Genomic DNA, 26,361 nt, shown 5'->3' on the forward strand with positions numbered 1-26,361 from the left:
GTTTGGATTTGTCATTATAGATTAAAGGCTTATAAGAAATGGTAGAACGAATCGTGGCAATCGTGCAAAATAGCATTATGATGCTTGTTTATAAAAAACATATACTTTTTAGTTCTTTTATGTTGTTTCTGTTGCTTGGAATCAACTCAGCCCCTTCACAAGCGCAATCGTTTAACTTGACTCCCGATATTCAACAAAAAAGCTTCATCACCTCTGATCGTGTGAAACTGCATTATCTGATTGGTGGGCAAGGAACAAAAACTTTATTTTTTATTCCAGGCTGGATGATGCCAGCTGAAGTATTCAATGCTCAGCTTAATTATTTTGCTAAAAATTACCGTGTGATCTCTTTTAGCCCCCGCTCGCAAGGTAAATCAGATATCTATTTGGGAGCCAATTTAGCTGAACTTCGGGCAAGAGATATCAAAGAATTGCTTGCGAGTACTCAAACCACTGAATTCACCCTCATTGGCTGGTCTTTAGGGGTGATGGAAGCCTTGGACTATATCAATCGCTATGGCGATCAAGGCTTACAAAGCTTGGTACTAATTGACAATTCAATTGGCGAAGGTACCCCTCCTAAAGCAAGCGGCTCTCGAAGTAATACAAAAATGACGACTGAGTCTTTTAAAAAATATGTCAAAGGATTTGTTGGTGCTATTTTTAAATCCAATCCCCCACCAGAGTTTATTCAAACGGTTGAAAACTCAGCATTGCGACTCTCTTCAAGCCCTGAAAATGCCTTCGCCATTCTCAGAAAACCTTATTCACGTGAATACTATAGGGACACCGTTTATAAAACTCAGGTACCTATTTGGTATGCTATTACACCTAGATATACTGAACAAGCTCTGTTATTCAGTGAGAAACACCCTATGGGGGAATTTAAAATTTATGAGGATAACGCCGGACATGGGCTTTTTGTTGATAGAGCTACTGAATTTAATTTGGATTTAGAAAATTTTCTAAGGAAATCGAATTGACCCTTTCTTTTTATCGTCAAATCATCTGTTTGGTTTCTTTATGCTTATTCTCTAATGCTGCAATCAGTGCTAACAATAAAAACAGCGGTGCTAAAAAGATAGTCCCACAAAAGCAAATCAGTTCAGTGCCATCTCCAAGATTAGGTGCTCAACCTACTTACAAGCAAAACTATCTCAATACTTATCCGATAGGAAATACTCAAAATGCATCGGGCGAGCCTTTACCCACGCCCAACATTATTGAGAACATCCTCAAAACACCAAGTCCTGAGGTCGTTAAACCCTCTTCAAGTTTCCAACGATTTACTTTTAGGCATGGTTGCGTGGCGGTCACGACTTCGATGGCAAATTTATTAAAAAGTCTCTATATTCAAGACAGTGAATTTCTCTCTGCGTTTGATCGTCAAGCGCCAGCTTTTTTCAGTAACCTCAAAGCCAATTGCCTTCCTTACGCTTATTCGATTGATAACAATACGAATAAAATACAGGCATTTTCTATTCTCAATAACGAAAAAAGAGAGCCGACAACTACTTTAGTCACTCTCAATCGCTCGCCCAATACAGACGGCTATTTAGTTAACTCACAACCGCTTGGGCGAGGCTTTGAAAACTATCTTGAAGTCACTCTTGATTTAAATGATTTAGTGATTTACAAAGCAAATCAGGCAAACACCTCTATTCCCCCTGAACTCATTTGGGAGTTAGCGTCTTTAGTCAAAGAACTTTACCCCAAAATAAGGCAAAGTGAAAAGAGCTTTGCACGCGTTGTCTACGATGCTGGCGGTAAAGACAAATGGGCTCAAGTCATTAGCTTAGAAATTCTGGATCAAACTCAAAAAAGCGTTGTTGCTGATGCCTTTTGGGTTCAGCGAGATGATTTACCTGGCGGATTTTTTACTTCTTATGGCCAAGAATTAGAACAAAATTTTTGGATTAATCCTTTGAATTACACCAGAATTTCAAGGGGTGTGGGTAACTTTGCTTCGACAAGTCGTCGTCAAGCAATCGTCAAAAAAGGCAATAAAAATGTCGTCGTTCTGCAATCCTATACCAGTTACTCAGGGCATCAAGGTATCGATTTTGCAGCACCTCCAGGAACCCCTATTTATGCTGTGGCAAATGGCAAAATTGTTCAATATAGCCCTTACGCGGGTTATGGAAACTTTGTCGTTATTGAGCACCCAGGTAACTATAAAACCTACTATGCGCATTTAAGCGCCTATAACCCAGAGTTATCCGTTGGCAGCGAAGTCAGGCGTGGTCTTGAGATTGGTTATGTTGGTTCAACGGGACACTCTACTGGTCCGCACCTACATTTTGAGTTGCGAAAAAATAATGTCTATCTCAACCCTTTATCAAATGGTCTCGAACTTGATCTGTGGACTCTAAGCCCATTTAATCAAAATCAATTAACAGACAATATCGTACTGTTCTCTTCTTTTCTGAAGTAGTGCTTATTTATGTTGTCCAATCATCAGCATTGACCCACCAGCTTTCTCATACCCTAATAAAAAAGGTAGCTCTTGTTTGCTAGGATGCTCTTGATAATATTTTGCTAAGCGTTGAGCCGATGGACTTTTTGCCCATAAGTTATTCGGTGTTGTAAATTTACCGAAGAGTTGTAAATTAAAATTCTCTGAAAAAGGCACTATATCAAGGCCGGTTTCATCTTGAGTGATCCATTTTGCATTTTCGATTAATACATTTTTCATGGTTGAAAAGTATGTATTTTGCAGCAAATGAGAGGCTGATTTAATCAAAACGACTTGACTTGATTTACGTTGAAAGGCTTTGACAAAATGCGCTTGATTTTCTAAACCACTATCGGAAATATTGGCACTAATGTAATCAACCGTCACAGCTCGTCCATCTTGGGTTTCAATCGAAAAACGAACTCCGTTTGCTTGGCTATCTTTCGTCTGAGGCACAATCATCCCCTCAGAGCTAATCGTTAAGGTTTTTACCTCATTGATCTTAGCCCCAGCAAAGGCTAAGTTATAAATCAACAACTTGATAAATCTTGGTTTTGGACCATTTTTTCCAACTAAATCATTGGTTAAGTAGTAGCCTCTTCTTGAAAAATTACTCAACATATGGCATTCAAAAGACTGTGAAGCATTACTTAACTTTTCTGGTGAATTGATATAAGCATATTCTGGGACTTGATCTGCCACCAAAACATAGTAGTTAGCCTTAGGATACAAAGACATTACGGTGACAACGTCTGGGCCTGAAAAAGGGTAAAAAGCCGTCTGATAATCAGCTTGAGATAAATGTGAAGCACTCCAACTAGACATTTTGGATACAAACTTTTGCTGATAATTACTCACCATATCATTAAAGTTAGGGCATGAGATTGCCAATAAGGTTTTGAGTTGTTCAGATTTTTCGGGAAGGGAACTCTGCGCTTGAGCAGATCCGATGACGTTTATATGAAAACTAATCGCCAAAAATGTAAGTGCGATAAGATGAATATATTGCTTAGTCTGTGTTTTAATCGGATTCAAGAATTTGATCATATGAATAAATTTTATAAATTTGATTTTCCTGCAGACTTTATAACACCTTTTTCTTGCGAAACCATTATTTAAGACCCCTGACTTTTAAAAAAGACTTTATGACTCCTCTACTTACTCAACGTATGATTCGCCAAATTGGTGTTTTTCTGTTCACTTTTTTTTGTAGCCTGTCTTGCCTAGCTCAAAACTTCCCTACTAAACCCATCAAAATTATTGTGCCATTCGGTCCAGGCGGTATTGCTGATCTAACTGCGCGTATTGTTGCTCAGAAAATGAGTAGCAACCTTGGGCAAGGTGTTGTCATTGAAAACAAGCCAAGTGCAGGTGGTGTAGTAGCAGCAGATCTGGTTGCAAAGTCTGAGCCAGATGGCTATACCCTATTGCTGATGTCAAATGGCACAGCCATTAGTGCTAATTTATTTCAAAAACTTCCTTATGATACTTTGAAGGATTTTGAGCCACTTTCAACTCTTGGTTTTTTTGATATTGCCATCGTGGTGACTGAATCTTCAAAATATATGCAACTAAAGGACTTGATTCAGGCAGCACAAGCCAATCCAGGAAAGCTCAATGTCGGTAGCATTAATATCGGCAGTACTCAGAATTTAGCTGCTGAACTTTTTAAAAGTTCAGCGAACTTAGATGTTCAAGTCGTTCCGTTTAACGGTACGCCGGCTGTCATTACTGCTCTTCGCGGTGGGCAAGTGGATGCAGGTGTGGAAATTTTAGGGCCACTCGTACCCCAAATCAAATCCAAGGCAATTCGTCTGCTTGCTGTAACCGGTAATAAACGATCAGCATTTTTCCCAGAAGTTCCAACGGTTAGCGAAGTAGGTTTAAAAAACTTTACGGCATCTTCATGGAATGGTTTAGCAGCTCCTGCCAAAACACCAACCGCAGTTGTTAATCTTTTAAATAAAACTATCAATGACGCAGTCAATGATCCTGAAGTAAAAGCCAAATTACAAGATATTTTCGTAGAAGCTCATGCTTCCTCAACCAAGGATGCAAAATCACTCTTAGAAAATGATATGAAACGTTGGGGAAATATCATTGATAAAGCCCGTATTCCGAAACAGTAATTCACTCATATGTATTATTTAGCCACATAAGGAAAAAAATGATTATTGATTGTCATGGTCACTACACCACAGCGCCTAAGGCCTTAGAGGATTGGCGTAATCTGCAAATTGCTAATTTAAATACGCCTGAACTAGGTCCAAAAGTCAGTGATTTAAAAATTTCTGATGACGATTTACGCGAATCTATAGAAAAAAATCAGCTCGCAAAGATGCTAGAACGTGGCAGTGATCTAACTATTTTTTCCCCACGAGCCAGTTTCATGGCACACCATATCGGAGATTTCAATACATCATCCACTTGGGCTGCTATTTGCAATGAATTGATTTATCGTGTCAATCAACTATTTCCAAACCATTTTATCGGGGCTGCCATGTTGCCTCAATCTCCAGGCGTTGATCCCAAAACTTCCGTACAAGAATTAGAAAAATGTGTTCGAGAGTATGGCTTTGTGGGCATCAACCTCAATCCAGATCCATCAGGTGGTCATTGGCGTGAACCGCCCCTTTCAGATAAACATTGGTATCCCATCTATGAAAAAATGGTGGAATACGACGTCCCAGCGATGATCCATGTGAGTACAAGTTGTAATCTGTGTTTTCATACAACCGGTGCACATTATCTCAATGCAGATACAACCGCTTTTATGCAGTGCTTGACTTCAGATTTGTTTAAGGATTTCCCAACTCTGAAATTTTTAATTCCGCATGGTGGTGGTGCCGTTCCTTACCACTGGGGAAGATTTAGGGGATTAGCTCAAGAACTGAAAAAACCATTATTGGAAGAACATCTCCTGAATAACATTTATTTTGATACTTGCGTTTATCATCAACCTGGTATTAATTTGTTAACCGAAGTCATACCTGTCAAAAACATCTTATTTGCCTCAGAGATGATTGGTGCTGTGCGTGGTATCGACCCTCAAACGGGCCATTACTTTGATGATACAAAACGTTATATTGAATCTAATACCCAACTCAGTCCCCAAGATCGCGAGCAAATTTATTCAGGTAATGCTCGTCGAGTTTTTTCACGCTTAGATCACATATTGCAACAACAAGGAAAATAAAAGGAATACCCATGAAAGCTTTTGGTATTGTAAAAACTAAGATTGTTCGTGCAGACTCTGCTGCAGTTGAGGCTCTTTCTCATTTTGGTGTTGCCACGATTCATGAAGCAATGGGGCGTATCGGTCTCATGAAAACGTATATGCGCCCAATCTATACCGGCGCACACATGTGTGGGCCGGCAGTGACTGTACTCCTTCAGCCCGGGGATAATTGGATGATGCACGTGGTCGCGGAACAAATCCAACCAGGTGATGTGGTCGTAGCGGCTTGTACAACAGATAATACAGATGGTTTTTTTGGCGATTTACTAGCTACTTCTTTTCAAGCGCGTGGCGCAAAGGGTTTAATCATCGATGCTGGAGTGCGTGATGTCAAAGAGTTAACACAAATGGATTTTCCGGTTTTCAGTAAGGCTATTAGTGCTAAAGGAACCGTTAAAGAAACGCTTGGTTCAGTCAATGTTCCTGTAGTGTGCGCTGGCGCCCATGTGAATCCGGGAGATGTCATTATTGCTGATGATGATGGCGTTGTTGTCGTGCCAGCTCACTTAGCTCAGGAGGTTGCTCAAGCTTCCCAAGCGCGTGAGAGTAATGAGACAGAAAAACGTGCTCTATTAGCCTCAGGTGTTTTAGGACTCGATATGTATAAAATGCGCGATAAATTAAAGCAAGCTGGCTTAGAGTACATTGAAGATTGATTAAACCTATGACTACATTTGAAAAAACTCCGGGCTGGTTAGATTGGTACTCCAACCCTAGCCAACCTCATTTTCAATTACCCAAGGGTGCTGTAGATTCTCATTGCCATGTTTTTGGACCTGGCCATCTTTTTCCATTTGCTCCCGAAAGAAAATATACTCCCTGTGATGCAAGTTATGAGCAACTATTTGCTCTGCGAGATCGTCTAGGTTTTGACAAAAATGTTATTGTCCAAGCAACTTGTCATGGTGCTGACAATAGTGCTATGGTGGATGCCCTTTCTCGAAGCGCAGGTCGCGCAAGAGGTGTTGCAACAGTCAGAAGAGATATTTCTGATCAAGAGCTTGAAAGACTGAATGCCGCCGGAGTTAGAGGTGTGCGATTTAATTTTGTTAAACGATTGGTTGATTTCACACCCAAAGAAGAGTTACTCGAAATTGCACATCGTATTAAATCACTTGGTTGGCATATTGTTATTTATTTTGAAGCAGTCGACTTACCTGAGTTATGGGATTTTTTTACCGCCCTGCCAACAAATGTTGTCGTAGATCATATGGGACGCCCGGATGTTAGCCTGCCTTTAGATGGGCCACAATTCCAGTTATTCGTCAAGCTCATGCGTGAGCATGAAAACATTTGGAGCAAAGTTACTTGTCCTGAAAGACTTTCTGTAATAGGTCCGAAAGCTTTGAACGGTGAACAACTGGCCTACACGGATGTTGTACCATTTGCCAAATATTTAGTCGAAAATTTTACGGATAGAGTTTTAACTGGAACAGACTGGCCCCACCCCAATCTAAAAGATCATATGCCTGATGATGGCTTATTAGTCGATTGGATTCCAAGAATTGCCAATACGGCAAAACTCCAACAAGCCTTACTTGTTGACAACCCTAACCGACTGTACTGGAGTAAATAAATGGTTGATTATTACGATGCTTTTAAAAAAATACCTGGGACTGTCATATTTGATGCAACTCAATCCAGAATCGGTTATCACCTCAATATGTTTGCCATGTCACTCATGAAAGAGGCAAATCGTAGCTCTTTTAAAGCTGATGAGGACGCTTATCTCAAGCAATTTCCGATGACAGAAGAACAACACCACGCGGTTCGAGTCCGCGACTATAACCAAATGATTCAACTGGGTGGCAATATTTATTTTTTAGCTAAAATTGGTGCAACCGATGGCCACTCCTTTCAGAAACTTGCTTCACTCATGACTGGCATGCCCGAGGAAAGTTATCGACAAATGATGATCGCTGGCGGGCGTAATCCCTCCATGCCTGTTGGACCTGTGGAGAAATAAATGGCTAAAATAATTGCTGGTGTAGCAACTTCTCATATTCCTGCGGTTGGCGCAGCTCTTGATTTGGGAAAAACCAATGAACCCTATTGGAGTCCTGTATTTGCAGGCTATGATCGGGCCAAAGAATGGTTCAAAGAAGTAAAGCCCGATGCCATTATTCTGATCTATAACGATCATGCTTCAGCATTTTCTTTGGAAATGATTCCAACATTTGCCATCGGCTGTGCTGCTTCATATGCTCCGGCAGATGAAGGTTGGGGTCCAAGACCAGTGCCAACGGTAGAAGGCTATCCAGAACTCGGTTGGCATATTGCACAAAGTACCATTTTGGATGAGTTTGATATGACCATCATCAACAAAATGGATGTAGATCATGGTCTGACGGTTCCGCTATCGTTAATGTTTGGGCAACCGAGTCAGTGGCCTTGCCGAGTGGTTCCTCTTGCAGTTAACGTAGTTCAATACCCACCACCAACTGGCAATCGATGCTACCAATTAGGCAAAGCCATTCGTAAGGCGGTTGAATCCTTTAGTAGCGATGAACGGATTGTGATTATGGGGACTGGTGGAATGTCTCATCAATTACAAGGGCCTCGTGCAGGATTTATCAACAAAGCCTTTGACAAAGATTTTTTAGATGGTTTAACGAAGGATCCTGAAGGTCTAGCAAAAATATCCCATCTCACCTATGTGGAAGAAGCGGGCTCTGAGGGTATCGAACTCGTCATGTGGTTAATTATGCGTGGGGCTCTTGATGCCTCAGTAAAAGAAATTTATCGTCATTATCACGTCCCAGCATCAAACACTGCGGTCGGGCATATTATTTTGGAGAATCTATGAAAGTTGCTTTAGCTGGCGCTGGCGCCTTTGGTAATAAACATCTTGATTCCATGGCTCAAATTGGGGGCATTGAAGTAGTTTCTTTAGTTGGTCGAGAATTATCGAAAACACAAGAAATTGCTGATAAATATCAGATTCCGCATGTTACGACTAATCTTGCAGACAGCCTAGCAATTGCTGAGGTTGATGCAGTTATTTTATGTACGCCAACACAAATGCATGCTGCTCAAGCAATTGCCTGCCTCAAAGCTGGCAAGCACGTTCAGGTAGAAATACCGATGGCTGACTCTCTAGCAGACGCGCAAGAAATCGTGCGACTTCAAAAAGAAACTGGCAAAGTTGCAATGGCCGGTCATACAAGAAGGTTTAACCCTAGCCATCAATATCTTCATCAAAAAATTGTTGCTGGACAAACCCATATTCAGCAAATGGATGTGCAAACCTACTTTTTTCGTCGCACCAATATGAATGCCTTAGGGCAACCAAGAAGTTGGACTGATCATTTGCTCTGGCACCATGCGGCACACACGATTGACCTTTTCGCCTATCAAACGCAAGGGACTATTATCGCGGCTAGTGCCATGCAAGGACCGATTCATCCCACACTTGGCATTGCAATGGATATGTCGATCCAGTTAAAAGCAAGTACTGGTGCCTTATGTACCCTCAGCTTATCCTTTAATAATAATGGCCCATTAGGAACTATTTTTAGATATATATGTGATGAGAATACGTATATTGCTAGTTATGATGATTTATTTGATGGTAAAAATAATCAAATTGATGTGAGCAAAGTAGATGTTTCTATGAATGGTATCGAACTGCAAGATCGTGAATTTTTTGCTGCGATTCGTGAGGGGCGCGAACCAAACTCGAGTGTTGCAAAAGTGCTTCCTTGTTATGAAATTTTGCATCAGTTAGAAATGCAATTACAGAGCGCCTCCTAGGAGTAAAAATGTCTACACAACTCTCCTCGCGTCGATTAGGGCCCTACCAAGTAAGTGCTATTGGTCTTGGTTGCATGAATCTAAGTCATGCTTATGGCACCCCTCCTAGTGAAGAAGATGCTAATCGTCTCTTGCAAGAAGCCTTTGACCTTGGTATTACCCATTTTGACTCTGCGGCTCTTTACGGTCTTGGTCATAATGAAACTCTTTTGGGTAAAAACTTTTTAAAAAAATATCGTCAACAAATTACCTTAATTAGCAAGGGTGGTGTTGGCCCTGCAGAGGGTAAGCGCGTCATTGATAGTCGTCCAGAATCTTTACGTCGTGATATTGAAGGTAGTCTTAAGCGTCTACAAACGGATGTGATCGATTTATATTATCTGCATCGTTGGGATAAAAAAGTACCGATTGAGGATGCGATTGGAACTTTAGGAGATTTTGTCAAAGAGGGCAAAGTAAGGGCCATCGGTATGTCCGAAATTTCTGCGCAGACTTTACGAAAAGGGCATGCAACCTTCCCTATCGCGGCTCTTCAAACAGAATATTCGATGTGGTCGAGAAATCCAGAAATTGCTCTTTTGCAAACCTGTCGTGAGCTAGGGATTTCTTTTGTGGCATTTAGTCCTTTAGCGAGAGGATTTTTTAGCCAATCTCTTCTAGCAATCGATCAGTTTTTAGAGAAAGATATTCGTCGTGGTATGCCACGCTTTCAGGCGGAAAATTTCGAGAAAAATATCCCTTTTTATAACGCCTTAAAAGAAGTTGCCCAAAAGCACCAATGCTCATTGCCACAACTAGCGCTAGCATGGGTGTTACATCAGGGTAGTGATATTTTAGTTATCCCAGGTACGGCAAATTTATCCCATCTGCGCGAGAATGTTGCAGCAGATCAAATTCAACTATCTGCACAAAGCTTAAAGGAAATTGATGAGATTCTTCAATCGATTCCTGTGATTGGCAATCGCTACAACGCTGTGAGTCAATCCGAAGTAGATACAGAGCAATATCTAATATGAGCAACGTGAACTGACTATGATAAAAAATCTGCAAACACAAGTTGCGATTATTGGAGCTGGTCCATCAGGATTACTCCTTGGGCAATTACTCGCGAAAGCGGGAATCGATAATATCGTCATTGAACGTCAATCAAAAGACTATGTTCTGTCACGCATCCGTGCGGGTGTTCTTGAGCAGGGAACTGTTAATTTACTTGATCAAGCTGGAGTAGGCGATCGACTTCACCGCGAAGGACTTGTCCATCACGGGTTCGATATTGCTTTTGATCATCAACACTTACGCTTAGATCTTGAGAAGTTAACAGCAGGTAGGCATGTTACTGTGTATGGTCAAACAGAAGTAACCAAAGATTTAAGTGAGGCTAGGCAAGTTCTGGGACTGCCAACTTTTTATGATGCCTCAGAAGTTGTAGTCCATGACTTACTTAGCGAACAACCCTGTGTTCAGTTTATTCATGAGCAACAAACTTACTCAATCAAAGCTGATTTTATTGCTGGATGCGATGGGTATCATGGCGTCTGTCGTGCTTCCATACCAAAGGAATCGATCCAAGAGTTTGAACGCGTGTATCCATTTGGTTGGTTAGGGATTCTTTCTGATACTCCGCCAGTTCAAGAAGAATTGATCTACGGCAACCATCCAGATGGTTTTTATTTATGTAGTATGCGCTCTCCAACACGAAGTCGATATTATTTGCAATGCGCAGTCGACGAAGATATCGCCACATGGTCCGATGAGCGTTTTTGGAATACTCTCCAATCTCGTTTGCCTTCAAGCATTGCAGGCAATCTTGTGCGTGGCCCTTCCATCGAAAAAAACATTGCTCCCCTTCGCAGTTTTGTTGCCGAACCTTTGCGCTACGGTCAGATGTTTTTAGCTGGGGACGCCGGACATATTGTTCCACCTACAGGCGCGAAAGGTCTTAATTTAGCTGCTTCTGACATTTACTACCTATCCAATGCATTCATTGAATATTATGTCGATCATCAAAAAAGAGGCATTGATCAGTACTCAGTGACCGCATTACAAAGAATCTGGAAAGCTGAACGGTTTTCTTGGTGGTTAACCAATATGTTGCATCATTTTCCAGAAAAATCACGCTTTGATCAACGTATCCAACAAGCGGAATTTGACTATCTTTGCCAATCAGAGCTGGCGCAACAATCTTTAGCTGAAAATTACGTTGGCTTACCCTATTAATTAGAAACGATTTCTATACCAACAGGAATCCCATCTTTTTCGGCTGACTCTTGCTTCGACTGAACAATCTTGGCTCGACTGTCCATGGATTGATTGACCTTCGTAATCTCATTTTTAATCGCCAACGCTCTAGCGTCGGAAAGTTTTTGTAAATCCTCTTCTGATACCTTACCTTTAGCGACTAATTGCTCATGCAAATGCTGCCACCCTTCTCTACCTGATGGTCCATCCTTCAAATTGATATCCGATGGGATTGCACCAATACTGGTAGTGTAAATTCGGCGAATTGCTCGTTGAACTCGCTCATCTTCCAATGGCAGTTGAGGCAAGGGCTCATTTGCAGGTAATTGAAATCCTGCATTTTTAAATATTTCACGGTCCACTTTTTCTGTATTTAGATTAAGTTTATCAACTTCAGGATCATAAACACCGTTAATATTCAGATTAATTTTTGGTTTTTTTTGCATACCCGCAACTAAGCTTTCTAACTTCAAGGTCTCTGAGGGGCGAAGAGTAGATTTACCTGGCTCAAAATAAATGCCTGTATGACCTTCGACACCCATCAATCGACCAATCATCTTAAAGGGAGCAGTTACAACGTTACCTAGTATTGTCCATAACGCATCCCAAATTAAATCTCCAACTTTAAAATCCGGTTTATCCACATTGCCTGCCACCTTCAAATTTAAATCAATCACGCCATTTTCATCTTCAAGCAAAGCAACGATGAGATCTAATGGAATGTTTTTTCCTTTGTAGTCTGGAACTTTATCGCCCAATTGCATTTGATTGATGATGAAACGATTGTCGCCATTCAGCATGCCATCTTGTGTCAAAAACCTTGAATCATATGATAAAGTTCCGCCCTTGACTTCATATCCGGCAAATGTTGTGTAGTACGGATTAATCGACGTTAAAGGTATGCGACGAAAAGAAATATTCATGTCATTATTTCTGCGTGAATCTTCAAAAGCAATTTTTGCTTTTAACTTCATATCTCCAGTCGGCGGAATAATACCCTCAAACGCTCCTGTTGCATAGCGCTTGGGATACGTACTGATACCAATCAAAGTCCCATGAAAATTTTCAATAGTCGTTTTGAAATTAGGTTTAATTGAAAAGTCAGAAAACTCAATTCTTCCATTTTGAATTTGAATCGATTTCATATTGAAATTCATGGGCTTCTTATTAGAAGAATTTTTAGATACATTCGTCCCATCAAGATCTTCTTCATCGTCCTTCTTGATCGTATTGGTATTTTTTCCAACTGAACTCGTCACTAATTGGATTTGATTTGCCAATGATGACCTTTGTACAGATTCTCCGGTGGTCGATGGAGACGAATTAGTATTGCTAGGAATCGCGGGATTCAGTGGTGCATTTTTTCTTTCTTCTTCTAAGCGCTTCGACTCATCTTTTGATGGCTGAAACATTCTTCGAAAATTAGAACTCTTATCGCCATAAATAACAAATCTACCTTTTAGACCATCAATCTTCACATCTTCAACGCGCAATTTACTTGATCTTGGATTTTCTTCAAAATAAAATTTATCCACATTCGCTGATTTCCACCCCAATAACTCACTGGTTTTATCGGGTTCATAAATAGCTAATTGATTCAGCTTAATATCACCCTCTACTTTGGTGTTTTCTGAATCATAGTGAATCTTAAAGGTACCCTTCGCATCACCCGATTTGGCATTAATCGTATTCACAGTCGGCGCTAAACTAATCAATGGGCTGATATTTAAACGATCAATTTCAACATCACCATCAAGAATGATCTTTTTATCTTGTTGCACTAATGTAAATTGTCCTGATGCAATTCCAGTTTTTTCTGCGCGGCTCACTTTGGGAGTCAATAAGTCAATATAAGGAACTAAACTCAAGTCCTTTAATTTGATATCGCTTTCAATTTTATTTTTGGTTTTGAAGATATGCGTCGTTGTATCGATGACTCCTTCATCAATCTTCGCCTGCGCAACCAACAACATATCTTGATTGGTATCGAGGAGCAGATCTCCGCCGAGAAGAACATGCCCTAGGATCAGTTGTTGATTCTTTTTCGGGATGGAAATACTTACTTGGCCTAAATCTAACCCGTATTTGGTTTCTAAACCGCCAACTCCACCCTTAGAAGTTAAGTTTGTGGTGTTTTTTAAATCAAAATGAAGTGGCTTCAATTCAGTTTTAAATTTGATTGATGGCTCATCAATTTTGATACTGCCATCCTTAAATTGGAGATCTTTGATCAAGAACTCCTTTTGAGGACTAGGTTTTTTATTTGGATCGGGTGGAAATTTCGTCTGCACAGCAGCAATAAATTTCAACCAATTCCAATTCTCAGGGTATTTTTCAGCCAGGATATGCGCCTGATCAATTTGTATTGAATCAATGGTAATTTTCTTCTGCAACAGCCCCCCCCAAGAGGCTGCTATCTGAAGATCTTTTACCTGAATCAGTTGGTGCTGATTGGCAATTTCAGTGATTTTCAGCTCAGAAAGTGCTATGCTTGGCTTCCGGATACCTACTTTTAACTCATTAAAATCAATTACATAGCCTATCGATTGACCAAATTCATGAGCGTATTTTTTTGCCCACTCAGAGGCGTGAGATTGGGCGTACCAAACTCCCCCAGCGAATAAAGTAGATAAGCCAATGAAAGTAAAGGCTAAATATTTAAAAATTCTCAAAAGCAAAATTCCTTTAAAGGCTCAATATTAAAATAACTCAATAAAATCATAAACTTAACAAAAATAAAGTTTTTTATCTTTTTTCCAATTTTTGTCAACTTTAAAGAAATGACTGCGTTGAATACACAGGTTAAACAATTTATATGAATTTCTTATAACTTGAATGGCCTAGTTGATCAAAAACGGAGAAATGAAATGAAAACGAATGATGTAACTAGACAATCGGCAAATACTACCTTAGGTGGTTCAGATATTCAAGAGCTCGACACGTTTAATCGTCGTAGAGCTGCCAGAGGTCTCTTACCAGTTACTCAAGAAGAGTTTAATGAGCTATTGATGAAAATTACTGGATTTGCATCATTTGCTTTCTCAACACCGACAGTGCATTAAAGCTTCGGTTGTGTTCCCAAAAGGAGCCTATTTGGCTCCTTTTTTATTGGTAAAAATAATCCTTATCATTTATATTACTTTTCATGGCATATACCGACTTTATTTTTTTTCATCCACTTCGTGTCCGCTGGGCTGAAGTAGATATGCAAGGCGTTGTCTTTAACGGGCACTACCTGACTTATTTTGATGTGGCGCTCACCGAGTATTGGCGTGCGGTAAAACTACCATCGCCCCTTATACAAGCCAAAGAAGGTATTGAATTATTTGTTAAAAAGGCAACCCTTGAATATCATGCGTCAGCTAAGTTCGATGATGATCTTCAGATTGGAGTCAGAGCAAGTAGAGTCGGTAAAACTTCGTTAACGATCCTACTGGAAATCTATCGCAACGAGATACTTCTGGTAAGCGGTGAAATGATTTATGTCTACGTCCATCAGGGTGAGGGGAAAAGTACCCCTCTGCCGAATGATTGGATAGAGATGCTTGATCAGTATGAAACCGGAGCTAAGCTTCTGAAAAATTAATTTGCTTTAGCAATCGTGGTCTTTTTGATCAGCGCATCAATTGCTTCTTGTTTTTTTCTTGCTAAAAGCCCCTGATAAATATTACCTTTGGCTTCATCAAAGCTTGGCATCTTAAACTTACGCACTTCGTCAACCCTTACAACATGCCAACCAATATTAGTTTTAACTGGCTTTGGATCAACCTTACCTTTAGTTAAATTAACTAAAGCATCTCCAAGTGGTGCTACAACCATATCTGGTAATACCCAATTAGGAATGGCTCCGCCTTGCGCACCGCTGACTTTTTCTAGAGATTTTTCTTTAGCAAGCTTTTCAAAGGAATCCCCGCCATTGATTTGCGTAATCAAGCTGCTTGCTTCAGCTTCAGTCGCAACAACAATTTGTGAAACCTTATATTCGTTTGAATTACGTCCCTCTTTAGTCAAATTGGCTTGACGATCATAATCAGCCTTAATATCAGATTCATTAATAGGATGAGCTTTGAGATAGTCCTCAAACCATAATTCTTGTAAAAATTGTTGTTGGGCTAATTTAATTTTTTCTGGATTATCACCCTTCTTATCAACACCAGATTTTTTAACATCTTGCAAAATAGCCTCTTTTAGAATGAGGTCGTTCACAATAGCCTGCCTTAACTCTGGACCATCTTTAGCACCTCTAGCAACGGCATTTTTAACAATGCCATCCACTTCTTTTTGCATAATCTTTGTGCCATTGACAGTCACAATTGCACCAGATGCACTTGTTTGAGCCTGCGCAAGTGAATAAGGAAATACCAAAACATACAGGGATAAAAACACCAAATGATTCAATTTCATAAAAATTCCTTTTAAATGTATCCAACCATTGTACGAGTCAAATACGTCAAATGATTAGTCAAGGTTTTCAGTCATGCTTAAAGCAACTGCTTGAGCAACTTTGATACCATCCACACCAGCAGATAAAATACCGCCAGCGTATCCAGCGCCTTCTCCAGCAGGGTATAAACCTTCAATATTCAGGCTTTGATAATTTCGTCCTCTAGTCATTCGAAGTGGCGAGGAAGTTCTTGTTTCTACACCTGTTAAAACCGCATCTTGCATCGCAAAACCTTTAATTTTTTTATCAAAAGCCGGTAAGGCCTCTTGCATTGCTTCAATGGCATATCCAGGAAGGGCTTGTGTTAAGTCAGTCAGATGTACTCCAGGCTTATACGATGGCATGACTGAGCCAAACTGCGCAGATGGTCGATTATGTATAAAGTCACCAACTAATTGTCCAGGAGCCTCATAATTAGAGCCACCCATTACATAGGCTTTTGCTTCAATCGCTCGTTGAAATTCAATGCCAGCCAAAGGTCCGCCAGGATAATCTGCTGGCGTAATACCAACGACAATACCTGCATTGGCATTTCTTTCATTGCGTGAGTATTGACTCATCCCATTGGTCACCACATGATTTAATTCTGACGTTGCAGCAACAACAGTTCCACCAGGACACATACAAAAACTATAGACTGCGCGGCCATTCTTGGCATGATGGACCAATTTATAGTCAGCCGCACCAATGATAGGGTTACCTGCATGGGGTCCTAGCCTTGCTTTATCAATAATGGATTGCGGATGCTCAATTCGAAATCCAACTGAAAAAGGCTTCGGCTCCATGAATACGCCAGCATCATGCAGGGTATAAAAGGTATCCCTTGAGCTATGTCCCAAGGCTAAAATGACATGATTAGATAAAAACTCTTGGCCGTCCGCCAATTGCACACCACGTATTTTTTGATTCTCAATCAAGAATTGTGTCACCTGACTTGAGAAATGTACCTCACCTCCCAATTGAATAATTTCTTGACGCATCCGCTCAACAACTCCAACTAATCGAAAAGTTCCTATGTGCGGCTTAGCCACAAATTCAATTTCTGGTGGGGCTCCTGCCTTGATAAATTCTGCGATAACTTTGCGGCCATAAAATTGTGGGTCTTTAATTTGACTATACAACTTACCATCAGAAAACAGTCCAGCGCCACCTTCCCCAAATTGAACGTTAGATTCAGGTTGTAAAACATGCTTTCGCCACAAACCCCAAGTATCTTGTGTTCTTTGCCGAACAGCTTTTCCTCTTTCTAAGACAATGGGCTTAAATCCCATCTTGGCTAATATGAGTGCTGCAAAAATACCGCAAGGACCAAAACCAATCACGATGGGTCTTGATTTGATATGCTCAGGAGCTTTGGCTACATATTGATAAGAGGTATCCGGCGCAATTGAGATATGAATATCCCCTGCATATTTTTTAAGAACTTCTTCTTCATTCTTGACTGATACATGAAGGTTGTAAATCAAAGATAAGGTACTATTTTTTCGCGCATCATGGCTACGTTTAAATATCTGAAACCGGATTAAATCTATCGCCTCGATTTTCAATCGAGACAAAATACTTTGCTCTAAATCTTGAGGCGTATGGTCAATAGGTAAACGAAGTTCAGTAATTTGAATCATGTCAATCTGTCATTTCAAAAGTGTGAACATAACTTATTTTTTGCTTGAGTAAATTCAAGCACCAATTGTGCAACGATATCCTCTACGGACTCAACAGAATCTATTCCGGAGACACTTTGTCCTGCCCCCCAAATATCTCTCCACGCTTTTGTGGATGAGCCAGAAAAATCCATCGTATTTTTATCTGCTATAGGTAGATGATCTGGATCAAGCCCTGCAGCGACGATACTGGAACGTAAATAATTACCATGCACACCGGTAAACAAATTACTGTAAATGATGTCAGAAGCTTGGCTATTGACTAAACTTTCTTTATAAGTTTGTGAAGCTTTTGCCTCAAGAGATGCAATAAATCGTGTTCCCATATAAGCCATATCTACACCCATCGCTAGTGCCGCAAGAATATGTTCTCCCTTGGACATTGCCCCTGACAAAATGAGTGGTCCATCCCAGAACTTGCGTACTTCGGTTATCAACGCAAATGGACTCATCGTCCCAGCATGTCCACCAGCTCCTGCGCAAACTAAAATTAAACCATCTACTCCCATTTCTAAAGCTTTTTGCGCATGTCTCACACTAATCACGTCATGAAACACGAGTCCTCCATAGGAATGAACTGCTGTAACAACTTCGCCAGGAGGTCTTAAACTAGTGATCACAATGGGAACTTGATGACGCACACAAAGCTCCATGTCATGCTGTAATCGTTCATTAGAAGCATGCACAATTTGATTGACAGCAAATGGCGCTATGATTTTGTTAGGAAATTGTTCTTTTTCTCGATTCAACTCCAATTTAATTTGCGTCAACCACGTATCTAATAATTCTGGGGGTCTTGCATTTAGTGCTGGGAAGGCGCCAATAATCCCAGCCTTACACTGTGCAACAACTAACTCTGGTTGAGCAATGATAAATAAAGGAGCACCAATTAATGGTAATCGTAAGTGACTTAAAGAGGAAGGTAATGACATTGAATCATCCTAAGCATGGAATATAAAGAGTTTAATCCCTTCTGATCCTACTTGTGCTTACAATAGAGCCTGAGACAATAAAAAAATAAATAATTTAGGTTACAAATATGATGCATCGTCAAATTATCGGCACTGATAGTGTCCAAGAAGTATTAGACAAAACCATTACAGCAAGGCAGTGGTTAACGGTTTCAGATGAACAAATACCAACTATCAAACCAGATTTTATTTTGCGTGTAAGCGCTCATATTCCGGGTGAATCCCCTGCTGTCAAAGATGTTTTTGAACCTGCTTTTAGGCGTTTGCAAGTAATGAGTCAAGGTGCTATTGGAGTCGAGGCCTTCTGGGGTGGAACTCTACATCCTGAACGTGAGGGTATCGAAGCTTTAAGGAACGGCATCACTGATCTTTGCCCTGTGTATTCTGCTTGGGATGCGGATCTTTTTCCTGCAGCCCAAATTTTGAGTCTACCTTTTATTTTTACAAGTGCAGAAATCGCAACCGCGGTATCAGAAAAATTGTATCGAACGTACTTTAGTCAGGATGTAGAAAAACATAACATCTATATGGGGCGCATGGTCGCTACTAGCGAATATAACTTATTTAGTCGCTCCCCTATTAGGACGCTGAGTGACTTGGCTAATCAAAAAATTGCTTGTAGCAATGGTGTTGAATCAGATATTTTTCGCGCTCTAGGCGCTATTCCCGTTGGGTGTAGTACCCCAGAGGCAAAAAAGCAGTTTGAATCCAATCAGGTATTTGCTGTATCAATTTCTGATAGTGCAGCGCAAACGGTCGGTCTATATAAGTTTGCCAAATACCGCACAAGCGCAAATCTAGTTCGTGTCAATCTAGAATATGGCTTATCAAAGACATTTTGGCACCAATTACCGCCAAATCTCCAAATTACTTTTAATCAATGGTTACGATCTCTAGCCCAAGCTGGTGCACAAATATTTTATGGTTTAGCCGGCGCAAAAGCCTGCTCAGTTTTTCAAGAAGCGGGAATTGAATTTATTAGCCTGAGCACCGCAGAACAACAAATTTGGCGTAACAAAGTTAAACCAGTTGAAGAGCAATTACTCCATCATTTAGAAAGTAAGGGCTATCCCTCGAAAAATATGATGGCCGACTTAATCAGTACAACAAAAGAGCTTCAAACCTGGAGCGCAAATGATTTAATGCAGTCAACAATCGTCCAACCTCTGACCAATATTATTCCACCAAGCGCTTAAAAATGAGTTTATTTCCAAAAAATCTTACAAAGCCTATCGGAGTTGTTGGCCTTGGTCTCATGGGACAAAGCTTAATCAAACGTCTCGATGAAGCTGCTCTTCGCGTTCTTGGCTTTGATATTAATCCGGAACAAATAGAAAAATTAGGTCATCATCGAGCAGCCTCTCTTGCCAAGATTGCTGTCAGTTGTGACAAGGTGTTATTAGCAGTTTTTAATACTGCTCAAGTTCAAGAGACTCTCTTTTCCGCTAATGGTTTGTTTGCTCATACAAAAGAACCGATGGTCGTTATTTGTACGAGTACTTGCGATCCAGGTGAAATCAAACAAATTGCTGAGGATGTTGAAAAGGCTGGTCATCATTTTTTTGAATTACCTATTTCTGGAACGAGTATGCAACTCGCCAGAGGAGATTGCTTAGGTCTCATGGGGGGATCCCCTTTGTTATGTGAACATTTATCTGACTTACTAGATGTAATTACACCTCATCGTCAGTATATCGGTCCCGCAGGAGATGCCAGTAAGGCCAAACTTGCGATTAACTTGGTTTTAGGACTGCACCGAGCAGCGCTAGCAGAGGGCTTAAATTTTGGTGTCAAACTGGGCTTGGATCCAGAAAAACTATTACAAACTTTGCAAAGTTCAGCAGCGGCTTCTAGTGTCATGAAAATCAAGGGGCCACTGATGGTTGCAAGAACGTATGACAAGCCCCAAAGCAAGATTGGTCAAAGCTTAAAAGACTTTGGACTCATTGCTGATTTGGCAGATCATGCAGGACTGATGCTTCCTCTTGCCGAGGTATACATCAAGTTACTGCAATCGCAACTGCAAGATGGTCACGGCGATAATGATAACGCCATGATTTATGAGGCTATCTATCAAAATCGTTTAAAAAATATCTCTCATTAAGGACTGAATATGAAAGTGAACAATCAAGCCGTAGAGCCTCTAATCATTTCACGTGTTGATGCGTTTGGTTTAAACCTACCTCTCAATAAAATAGTACTCATGGCCGGTGTGGAATTGACTACGGTAGAAAGTCTTTTGATTCGAATTGAAACTGAGAATGGTCTTGTGGGCTGGGGGGAGGCTTCTTCTGCGCCAAGTCATGGAGGTGCTTCCTTAAAAGATATGTTGACTAGCTTTCATCAAGAAATCCATGATTTTTTAATAGGTAAAAATGTTTTGGAATTGTCTGGCATTACCCAACAACTTAACCGCATCACGAAAGATGCTACAAGTACAGTCGCTGCGGTTGATGTTGCTTTATACGACTTGCTTGGAAAATATTTAAAAGTACCTGTCCACGTCCTTCTAGGGGGGCAACAGCGGCATCAAGTCCCTCCGCTATGGTTGATTGGCAATAGTAGTATCGAGCAGGATTTATCAGAAGCACAAAAAAAATGGGATCAAGGTTATCGCTTTTTTAAACTAAAACTAGGTGTCAAATCTTTAGATGATGATATTGCCCTAACAATAGCTATTCGTGAAAAATTTGGTGATGCATTACAAATTTGCGCAGATGCTAATATGGGTATGAATTTAGATCAAGCAACTCGCTATGTGCAAGCTGTGAAAAATACCCAACTCGCTTATTTAGAGCAGCCGTTACATAAAAAAGATATTACAGGTATACAAACACTAGCGAAAATAAGTCCGATTCCGATTGGTCTTGATGAGTCTGTGACTTCTACTGACGATATTCTTGCCGCTGCCAGAGACGGGGTTCAAGGAGTCTCATTAAAAACTCTTAAATTAGGCGGTTTATCTGGGGTAATGAGCGCTGGACATCTCTGCAATGCGTTCAAACTTCAAATTAATCTTGCTAGCAAAATGGCTGAAACTGGTATTGGTGCTGCGGCACTACTTCATTTAAGTGCTGCTTTACCGAATGTTAACTGGGGAGTAAGTCCAACTCACTTGTATCTCACTAATGATGTGGTCAGTCATCAAGAACAACCAATCAATGGATTTTTTACGATTTCATCATTACCTGGTTTAGGTATTGAAGTCAATCAAGCAGTTATCGATCAACATATTGTGTAATAAGGAAGCAAAAGATGATTAATGCAGCACTCATTGGTATGGGATGGTGGGGTAAAAATATTGCTCAATCCATCCAACATAAAAGTAAAGAAATTCAGTTTACCCTTGGCGTTACCAAAGAAGTCAATGAAACTCGTGACTTTGCAAATAGTATGTCAATGGAATTGTCTGACAGCTTTGAATTTGTTTTGCAACAACCCGATATTAAAGCCATTGTCTTAGCCACACCACATTCGCTTCATGCTGAGCAAATTATTGCGGCAGCAAAAGCTGGCAAGCACGTATTTTGTGAAAAACCCTTAACGCTGCATTATGCGCAAGCTTTGCAAGCAATTGATGCATGCTCAAGCCACAATGTGGTTTTAGCTGTAGGTCAAAACAAGCATTTTTGGCCTTCAATGCAAAAATTACGAGAACTCGTTAAAAGTAACATTTTAGGTCAACTCTTACATATTGAAGGCCACTACAGTAACGATCATTCAACGAAGTTTTTTTCTGACTGGCGTGAGTCACCTGCTGAATCACCCGCAGGTGGTTTGACAGGTACAGGGATTCATTTGATTGAAGCATTTGTAAATTTGATGGGGCCTGCCTCTCAGGTAAATGCCATTGTTAGTTCACTGCGATCTGGCCCAGACCCTCGTGATTCCACTTCCGTTAGTGTGCAGTTTGTCAATGGCCTAAGTGGTTACTTTGCCATGGTTAGAGCCACACCTATTTTTTATCGTGTGCATCTATTTGGTGACCAAGCTTCTATTGAAGCAATTGGTGAAAATGAAGTGGTCGTGCGTTATAAAGGTGGTCGTATCGATCGACATGTACTTCCGCCACTGGACTCAATCAGGGCAGAACTTGAGGCTTTTGCAAAAGCAATTCCAAAAGAATTCCATGAGGGGGATGTCAGTCAATTCGTGCAAACTGACTACCCGATTTCGCCTTTGCAAATGGGTCAAACCATCGCTATGTTTGAATCCATCGTGAAATCAGTTGAGACGGGTCAGATGATTAAGGTGCCTAACTGAATTAATTCAGTCAATTTAACTCAGTCTAATAAAACAGTTTATTAACTAAGTTGAATGGACTGACTTGTCAAAATACCACGGTCAATTTCAAAGACATTTTGCACCAAATGGCGAGAGTATTGTAAGTCTGACTCAGAAAATATAACTGCCATTCCTTCACTTCTTAATTGACTAATCACCTCTGCTAAGCGTTGCGCTAATGCAGGAGCAATCCCCTCAAATGGCTCATCCAACAATAACAACTTTGAGCCAATCATGAGCGCCCGCCCTAAAGCGACTAACTTTTGTTGACCACCCGAGAGTTGCAAGCCACGACGGGGCGCAAATTGAATTAATTCAGGGATGATGTTGTAAACATAGTCTAAACGCTGCTTTGGCTCTTTAGATTTGTTGGCCCACATAGGAAGAAGAATATTTTCCTCAACCGTTAAGTCGGGAATCAAACGACGATCTTCTGGCATATAGCCAATACCTAATTGGTTGCGTAAATTAGTGGGGACTTTCAATAAATCCTGACCTTGAAACTCAATTGAACCTGACTTTGCAGGCAAGATACCCATAATGCTCTTCATTAGCGTAGTCTTACCAGCACCATTTCTTCCAACTAAACCAGCCATTGAAGCGTTAGGTAGCTCAGCAGAAACATTCCTCAGAATATCTACTGATTGAATCGATACGTTGAGATCTGATATTTTAAGCATCTGATTTTTCCGATAATACATGCTGGGCTTGTGAGTGCCCGACGATAAATTTAAGAACACGCTCATCTTTGAGAGCAATATCAGGATGGCTATCCGCAATAATTGTCCCTTCATAAAATGCAAGCACTCGCTGTGCGTATCGCATGACAACTTCCATATCATGCTCGACAAACAAAACCGTTGTTCCAGAATTTCGGATCGCTTGCATGATCATATCCATCATGTCAAATTTTTCTTCTGCAGAAACACCACTAGTCGGTTCATCTAAGAAAAGTATTTTAGGGCGAGTAGACATTGCCATCGCTATATCAAGTACTTTGCGAACGCCTCCTGGGAGAACTTTCGTAATTTGATCTTGATAGTCAGTTAAGCCATATTTTGCGATACTTTCCACGGCAAGTTCTCGGATGGTTTTACCAAAGGAAGGAATAATTGCATTTGTATTTGTAGTTAATGCGCCTTTACTTTCTTGAAGAGCGATTATGCCGTAACTGACTTCAAGATTTTCCAGTGTCGTCATCGTGTTATAGAGCTGAGGAATCTGAAATGATCGACAAATACCAAGCTGAGTGATTTTCCTTGGGGGTAAGGGAGTAATATCCATACCATTAAAGCTAATCGATCCTGTATCGGGTTTTAGGTAACCAGTAATCATATTTACAAAAGTGGTTTTACCTGCACCATTCGTACCAATCAAGCCAATGCAAGCGCCTTCTTCGACCTCGACATTAATGTTTGCTGCAGCAGTAACTGCACCAAAGGTTTTATTTAAGTTATTCGCAGTGAGAATAATATTAGACACGAGATTTTTTCCTCATTTTTTCAACTAAGGACCATAAACCCTCAGGCAATAGCAAAATCACCACAATTAAACAGATACCAATGGTCATTTGCCATGTGTTTGGTGAATAACCGTATGCAATTGTCTGTATAGCACCAAAAATAAGAGCTCCCACAAATGGTGCGCTCACGCTCCCAATGCCACCTAAGATTGCAATAAATACAAACTCTCCAGAAGAAGTCCAAAAGGTCATGTTAGGATCAATATGACCTGACACCATTGCTGCAATGGCACCCCCAACACCGGATAAAACTCCAGCAATGATATAAATCAAATGGATCGTGCTTTTTGCAGACGCTCCCATATACTCCGCACGTATCTCATTATCTCGAATCGCAGTCAATAAAAGCCCGCGTGGACTTTTTAAAATCATATTCACAAATAACAAGGCAACAATGACAGCAATTACAGTCATTCCGTAGAGAACGATTTTCATCTGAGTAGTTTCTGGAGTCCAACCTAGTATTGTTAGGCCCGAAACAGTAAAGCCATCTGTTGAGCCTAATTTTTCACTCTTTACTAAAACACCATAAAGAATCATTGAAAAGGCTAAAGACAATAGCCCAAAAAAGATAGCTCGATATTTGGCTAATAAGAACCCTAACAGGTAAGCAAGAAAGCCGGCAACGAATCCACTGGCAATCAACAATACAAACAAGTCAGTCACCTTCAGCAAGAGACACAGCATACCGGTTGTATAGGCTCCCGCACAAAAGAATAATGCTTGTCCAAAAGATACTAAGCCAAGACGCATAAAAAGCATTAAACCTAAAACCACCAAGCCGTTGGCACCTGCTAGCGTGATAATGAATAGAATCCATTGTGGTAACCACGGAGATACAAGAAGAACTCCAACTAAAAAACCAATCATATAAATTAATGACTTATCAAGCTTCATATCTTTCTTGCCTCCGCCAAACTAAATAAACCTCTTGGACGAAACACGAGAACCAATGCCATCACTGAAAAAATAACGAATAGTTCTAATTGCGGTACGTAATGTACGCAGAATGATCGAACTACACCCATAATGATTGCAGCCAAGGCAGTACCTGGCAAACTTCCTAAGCCACCAGTGACAACTACAGCAAATGAAAGAACGATCACATCCACGCCTAAGCCAGGCACTACAGAAATAGTTGGGGTAGTGATACCCCCAGCAATTGCTGCAAGGGCACAACCAAAAGAGAAGGTAAGGCTGAAGAATCGACCGACATTGATTCCCATGGCTGAACTAATTTCACGATCATGAATCACACTCACCAACAATTTGCCAAAGCGCGTCTTCTTGAGCATGTAGGTGAGTCCTAAACTTAATACAATTGCAGAACCAATCATCAATAAATAATAATTAGGATAGGTCATGTCACCAATATTAAAAGTACCTAATAGTTCATATGGATCAGATGCATAGTAAGGATCAACACCCCAAATTAATTTAAGCACATCATCCAAAATCAAAAATACTGCATAAGTAATTAAAAGAATGACTACTTCATCTTTTGCGTATTGATAGCGCAACAAGAATCTCTCCAATATCCAGCCAATTGCAAAACCAGCTATAAATGATGCTCCAAATAAAGCAAAGAAAGATAAATGTGGTGGATAGTTATGACTAAACCAATAACCAGCAAGGGTCACAGCAACATAACACCCAAAGGAATAAAAACTTGCATGCGCCACATTTAAAACGCGCATCACTCCATAGATGAGAGTTAATCCTACAGCTGATATGAATAACCAAGCTGCGTAATTAATCCCATCAATTAAAACGATTAGTAAATTTGACATGATGT

Annotated in this window: 26 protein-coding genes; 17 read left to right on the forward strand and 9 right to left on the reverse strand. The window is 40.4% G+C overall.

Annotation, left to right across the window (positions count from 1 at the left end):
- The first annotated feature begins 38 nt into the window (after positions 1–38).
- Positions 39–983, forward strand: a complete 945-nt coding sequence (locus QMN06_RS09015) for an alpha/beta hydrolase (RefSeq protein WP_281969789.1) — start codon at positions 39–41, stop codon at positions 981–983.
- Positions 980–2,434: a M23 family metallopeptidase gene (locus tag QMN06_RS09020; RefSeq protein ID WP_281969790.1), complete on the forward strand. Its 1,455-nt coding sequence runs from the start codon at positions 980–982 to the stop codon at positions 2,432–2,434. Before QMN06_RS09015 ends, QMN06_RS09020 begins: the two co-directional genes overlap by 4 nt.
- A gap of 3 nt (positions 2,435–2,437) precedes the next feature.
- On the opposite strand, the gene QMN06_RS09025 is transcribed toward QMN06_RS09020, so the two are convergent.
- Positions 2,438–3,502 carry a hypothetical protein gene (locus QMN06_RS09025; protein ID WP_281969791.1) on the reverse strand — a complete coding sequence of 355 codons (1,065 nt, stop codon included), beginning with the start codon at positions 3,500–3,502 and terminating at the stop codon, positions 2,438–2,440.
- A gap of 98 nt (positions 3,503–3,600) precedes the next feature.
- Here QMN06_RS09025 and QMN06_RS09030 point away from each other — a divergent pair, with 98 nt between their 5' ends.
- The 9 genes from QMN06_RS09030 to pobA are packed head-to-tail and all read left to right on the forward strand — an operon-like array spanning position 3,601 to position 11,663.
- Positions 3,601–4,584, forward strand: a complete 984-nt coding sequence (locus tag QMN06_RS09030; RefSeq protein ID WP_281969792.1) for a tripartite tricarboxylate transporter substrate binding protein — start codon at positions 3,601–3,603, stop codon at positions 4,582–4,584.
- A 38-nt stretch (positions 4,585–4,622) separates the two neighbouring features.
- Positions 4,623–5,651, forward strand: a complete 1,029-nt coding sequence (locus QMN06_RS09035; RefSeq protein WP_281969793.1) for an amidohydrolase family protein — start codon at positions 4,623–4,625, stop codon at positions 5,649–5,651.
- Positions 5,652–5,662: 11 nt separating this feature from the next.
- Positions 5,663–6,349: a 4-carboxy-4-hydroxy-2-oxoadipate aldolase/oxaloacetate decarboxylase gene (gene ligK / locus QMN06_RS09040; RefSeq protein ID WP_281969794.1), complete on the forward strand. Its 687-nt coding sequence runs from the start codon at positions 5,663–5,665 to the stop codon at positions 6,347–6,349.
- 8 nt (positions 6,350–6,357) lie between these two features.
- Positions 6,358–7,269 carry an amidohydrolase family protein gene (locus QMN06_RS09045; protein ID WP_281969795.1) on the forward strand — a complete coding sequence of 304 codons (912 nt, stop codon included), beginning with the start codon at positions 6,358–6,360 and terminating at the stop codon, positions 7,267–7,269.
- Entirely contained in the window at positions 7,270–7,659 is a 390-nt protein-coding gene (gene ligA, locus QMN06_RS09050) for a protocatechuate 4,5-dioxygenase subunit alpha (RefSeq protein ID WP_281969796.1), read from the forward strand.
- A complete protein-coding gene (locus QMN06_RS09055) occupies positions 7,660–8,499 on the forward strand; it encodes a class III extradiol dioxygenase subunit beta (RefSeq protein ID WP_281969797.1) in 840 nt (279 codons plus the stop codon).
- Entirely contained in the window at positions 8,496–9,446 is a 951-nt protein-coding gene (locus QMN06_RS09060; protein WP_281969798.1) for a Gfo/Idh/MocA family oxidoreductase, read from the forward strand. The genes QMN06_RS09055 and QMN06_RS09060 overlap by 4 nt, the downstream gene beginning before the upstream one ends.
- Before the next feature lie 8 nt (positions 9,447–9,454).
- Positions 9,455–10,462, forward strand: coding sequence for an aldo/keto reductase (locus QMN06_RS09065; protein WP_281969799.1), 1,008 nt, complete (start codon positions 9,455–9,457; stop codon positions 10,460–10,462).
- A gap of 28 nt (positions 10,463–10,490) precedes the next feature.
- Positions 10,491–11,663, forward strand: a complete 1,173-nt coding sequence (gene pobA / locus QMN06_RS09070; RefSeq protein ID WP_281971761.1) for a 4-hydroxybenzoate 3-monooxygenase — start codon at positions 10,491–10,493, stop codon at positions 11,661–11,663.
- Here pobA and QMN06_RS09075 read toward each other — a convergent pair.
- Positions 11,660–14,356 (reverse strand): DUF748 domain-containing protein, encoded by a 2,697-nt coding sequence (locus QMN06_RS09075; protein ID WP_281969800.1) that lies wholly within the window; start codon positions 14,354–14,356, stop codon positions 11,660–11,662. The two genes, pobA and QMN06_RS09075, sit on opposite strands and share 4 nt — an antisense overlap.
- Before the next feature lie 195 nt (positions 14,357–14,551).
- On the opposite strand from QMN06_RS09075, the gene QMN06_RS09080 reads away from it, so the two are divergent.
- Complete coding sequence (locus tag QMN06_RS09080; RefSeq protein ID WP_281969801.1) at positions 14,552–14,746, forward strand: hypothetical protein; 195 nt, start codon at positions 14,552–14,554, stop codon at positions 14,744–14,746.
- An 83-nt stretch (positions 14,747–14,829) separates the two neighbouring features.
- Positions 14,830–15,270 carry a thioesterase family protein gene (locus tag QMN06_RS09085; protein ID WP_281969802.1) on the forward strand — a complete coding sequence of 147 codons (441 nt, stop codon included), beginning with the start codon at positions 14,830–14,832 and terminating at the stop codon, positions 15,268–15,270.
- On the opposite strand, the gene QMN06_RS09090 is transcribed toward QMN06_RS09085, so the two are convergent.
- Genes QMN06_RS09090 through QMN06_RS09100 form a run of 3 tightly spaced genes read right to left on the reverse strand, consistent with a single transcriptional unit; the run spans position 15,267 to position 18,721 of the window.
- The gene (locus tag QMN06_RS09090) at positions 15,267–16,088 is read right to left on the reverse strand and encodes a peptidylprolyl isomerase (RefSeq protein ID WP_281969803.1); all 822 of its coding nucleotides are present in this window, start codon (positions 16,086–16,088) and stop codon (positions 15,267–15,269) included. The two genes, QMN06_RS09085 and QMN06_RS09090, sit on opposite strands and share 4 nt — an antisense overlap.
- Positions 16,089–16,142: 54 nt before the next feature.
- Positions 16,143–17,750 carry an NAD(P)/FAD-dependent oxidoreductase gene (locus tag QMN06_RS09095; protein ID WP_281969804.1) on the reverse strand — a complete coding sequence of 536 codons (1,608 nt, stop codon included), beginning with the start codon at positions 17,748–17,750 and terminating at the stop codon, positions 16,143–16,145.
- Between the two features lie 14 nt (positions 17,751–17,764).
- Positions 17,765–18,721 (reverse strand): nitronate monooxygenase family protein, encoded by a 957-nt coding sequence (locus tag QMN06_RS09100; RefSeq protein ID WP_281969805.1) that lies wholly within the window; start codon positions 18,719–18,721, stop codon positions 17,765–17,767.
- A gap of 107 nt (positions 18,722–18,828) precedes the next feature.
- On the opposite strand from QMN06_RS09100, the gene dctP reads away from it, so the two are divergent.
- From dctP to QMN06_RS09120, 4 genes are read left to right on the forward strand one after another with little or no spacing between them, the layout of a single operon-like run.
- Positions 18,829–19,956 carry a TRAP transporter substrate-binding protein DctP gene (gene dctP / locus QMN06_RS09105; RefSeq protein WP_281969806.1) on the forward strand — a complete coding sequence of 376 codons (1,128 nt, stop codon included), beginning with the start codon at positions 18,829–18,831 and terminating at the stop codon, positions 19,954–19,956.
- A gap of 2 nt (positions 19,957–19,958) precedes the next feature.
- Positions 19,959–20,864 (forward strand): NAD(P)-dependent oxidoreductase, encoded by a 906-nt coding sequence (locus QMN06_RS09110; protein WP_281969807.1) that lies wholly within the window; start codon positions 19,959–19,961, stop codon positions 20,862–20,864.
- A 9-nt stretch (positions 20,865–20,873) separates the two neighbouring features.
- Positions 20,874–22,001: an enolase C-terminal domain-like protein gene (locus QMN06_RS09115; RefSeq protein ID WP_281969808.1), complete on the forward strand. Its 1,128-nt coding sequence runs from the start codon at positions 20,874–20,876 to the stop codon at positions 21,999–22,001.
- Positions 22,002–22,015: 14 nt separating this feature from the next.
- On the forward strand, positions 22,016–23,023 hold the full coding sequence (locus QMN06_RS09120) for a Gfo/Idh/MocA family oxidoreductase (RefSeq protein ID WP_281969809.1): 1,008 nt from the start codon (positions 22,016–22,018) through the stop codon (positions 23,021–23,023).
- Positions 23,024–23,064: 41 nt separating this feature from the next.
- Here the strand turns inward: QMN06_RS09120 and QMN06_RS09125 are convergent, their stop codons facing one another.
- From QMN06_RS09125 to QMN06_RS09140, 4 genes are read right to left on the reverse strand one after another with little or no spacing between them, the layout of a single operon-like run.
- Entirely contained in the window at positions 23,065–23,724 is a 660-nt protein-coding gene (locus QMN06_RS09125; RefSeq protein ID WP_281969810.1) for an ATP-binding cassette domain-containing protein, read from the reverse strand.
- On the reverse strand, positions 23,717–24,526 hold the full coding sequence (locus QMN06_RS09130) for an ABC transporter ATP-binding protein (protein WP_281969811.1): 810 nt from the start codon (positions 24,524–24,526) through the stop codon (positions 23,717–23,719). The genes QMN06_RS09125 and QMN06_RS09130 overlap by 8 nt, the downstream gene beginning before the upstream one ends.
- Positions 24,519–25,463 (reverse strand): branched-chain amino acid ABC transporter permease, encoded by a 945-nt coding sequence (locus QMN06_RS09135; RefSeq protein WP_281969812.1) that lies wholly within the window; start codon positions 25,461–25,463, stop codon positions 24,519–24,521. Before QMN06_RS09135 ends, QMN06_RS09130 begins: the two co-directional genes overlap by 8 nt.
- Positions 25,460–26,356 (reverse strand): branched-chain amino acid ABC transporter permease, encoded by an 897-nt coding sequence (locus tag QMN06_RS09140; protein ID WP_281969813.1) that lies wholly within the window; start codon positions 26,354–26,356, stop codon positions 25,460–25,462. The genes QMN06_RS09135 and QMN06_RS09140 overlap by 4 nt, the downstream gene beginning before the upstream one ends.
- Positions 26,357–26,361: the final 5 nt, after the last annotated feature.

Source organism: Polynucleobacter sp. SHI8, assembly GCF_027944005.1.
In the GTDB taxonomy this organism is placed as follows: Bacteria; Pseudomonadota; Gammaproteobacteria; order Burkholderiales; family Burkholderiaceae; genus Polynucleobacter.

What these genes read in the sequence shown, in the direction of transcription:
- QMN06_RS09015 (WP_281969789.1), top strand. Translation starts at nt 39, where the DNA reads ATGGTAGAACGAATCGTGGCAATCGTGCAAAATAGCATTATGATGCTT.
- QMN06_RS09025 (WP_281969791.1), bottom strand. Translation starts at nt 3,502, where the DNA reads ATGATCAAATTCTTGAATCCGATTAAAACACAGACTAAGCAATATATT.
- QMN06_RS09030 (WP_281969792.1), top strand. Translation starts at nt 3,601, where the DNA reads ATGACTCCTCTACTTACTCAACGTATGATTCGCCAAATTGGTGTTTTT.
- QMN06_RS09035 (WP_281969793.1), top strand. Translation starts at nt 4,623, where the DNA reads ATGATTATTGATTGTCATGGTCACTACACCACAGCGCCTAAGGCCTTA.
- ligK (WP_281969794.1), top strand. Translation starts at nt 5,663, where the DNA reads ATGAAAGCTTTTGGTATTGTAAAAACTAAGATTGTTCGTGCAGACTCT.
- QMN06_RS09045 (WP_281969795.1), top strand. Translation starts at nt 6,358, where the DNA reads ATGACTACATTTGAAAAAACTCCGGGCTGGTTAGATTGGTACTCCAAC.
- ligA (WP_281969796.1), top strand. Translation starts at nt 7,270, where the DNA reads ATGGTTGATTATTACGATGCTTTTAAAAAAATACCTGGGACTGTCATA.
- QMN06_RS09055 (WP_281969797.1), top strand. Translation starts at nt 7,660, where the DNA reads ATGGCTAAAATAATTGCTGGTGTAGCAACTTCTCATATTCCTGCGGTT.
- QMN06_RS09060 (WP_281969798.1), top strand. Translation starts at nt 8,496, where the DNA reads ATGAAAGTTGCTTTAGCTGGCGCTGGCGCCTTTGGTAATAAACATCTT.
- QMN06_RS09065 (WP_281969799.1), top strand. Translation starts at nt 9,455, where the DNA reads ATGTCTACACAACTCTCCTCGCGTCGATTAGGGCCCTACCAAGTAAGT.
- QMN06_RS09080 (WP_281969801.1), top strand. Translation starts at nt 14,552, where the DNA reads ATGAAAACGAATGATGTAACTAGACAATCGGCAAATACTACCTTAGGT.
- QMN06_RS09085 (WP_281969802.1), top strand. Translation starts at nt 14,830, where the DNA reads ATGGCATATACCGACTTTATTTTTTTTCATCCACTTCGTGTCCGCTGG.
- QMN06_RS09090 (WP_281969803.1), bottom strand. Translation starts at nt 16,088, where the DNA reads ATGAAATTGAATCATTTGGTGTTTTTATCCCTGTATGTTTTGGTATTT.
- QMN06_RS09095 (WP_281969804.1), bottom strand. Translation starts at nt 17,750, where the DNA reads ATGATTCAAATTACTGAACTTCGTTTACCTATTGACCATACGCCTCAA.
- QMN06_RS09100 (WP_281969805.1), bottom strand. Translation starts at nt 18,721, where the DNA reads ATGTCATTACCTTCCTCTTTAAGTCACTTACGATTACCATTAATTGGT.
- dctP (WP_281969806.1), top strand. Translation starts at nt 18,829, where the DNA reads ATGATGCATCGTCAAATTATCGGCACTGATAGTGTCCAAGAAGTATTA.
- QMN06_RS09110 (WP_281969807.1), top strand. Translation starts at nt 19,959, where the DNA reads ATGAGTTTATTTCCAAAAAATCTTACAAAGCCTATCGGAGTTGTTGGC.
- QMN06_RS09115 (WP_281969808.1), top strand. Translation starts at nt 20,874, where the DNA reads ATGAAAGTGAACAATCAAGCCGTAGAGCCTCTAATCATTTCACGTGTT.
- QMN06_RS09120 (WP_281969809.1), top strand. Translation starts at nt 22,016, where the DNA reads ATGATTAATGCAGCACTCATTGGTATGGGATGGTGGGGTAAAAATATT.
- QMN06_RS09125 (WP_281969810.1), bottom strand. Translation starts at nt 23,724, where the DNA reads ATGCTTAAAATATCAGATCTCAACGTATCGATTCAATCAGTAGATATT.
- QMN06_RS09135 (WP_281969812.1), bottom strand. Translation starts at nt 25,463, where the DNA reads ATGAAGCTTGATAAGTCATTAATTTATATGATTGGTTTTTTAGTTGGA.
- QMN06_RS09140 (WP_281969813.1), bottom strand. Translation starts at nt 26,356, where the DNA reads ATGTCAAATTTACTAATCGTTTTAATTGATGGGATTAATTACGCAGCT.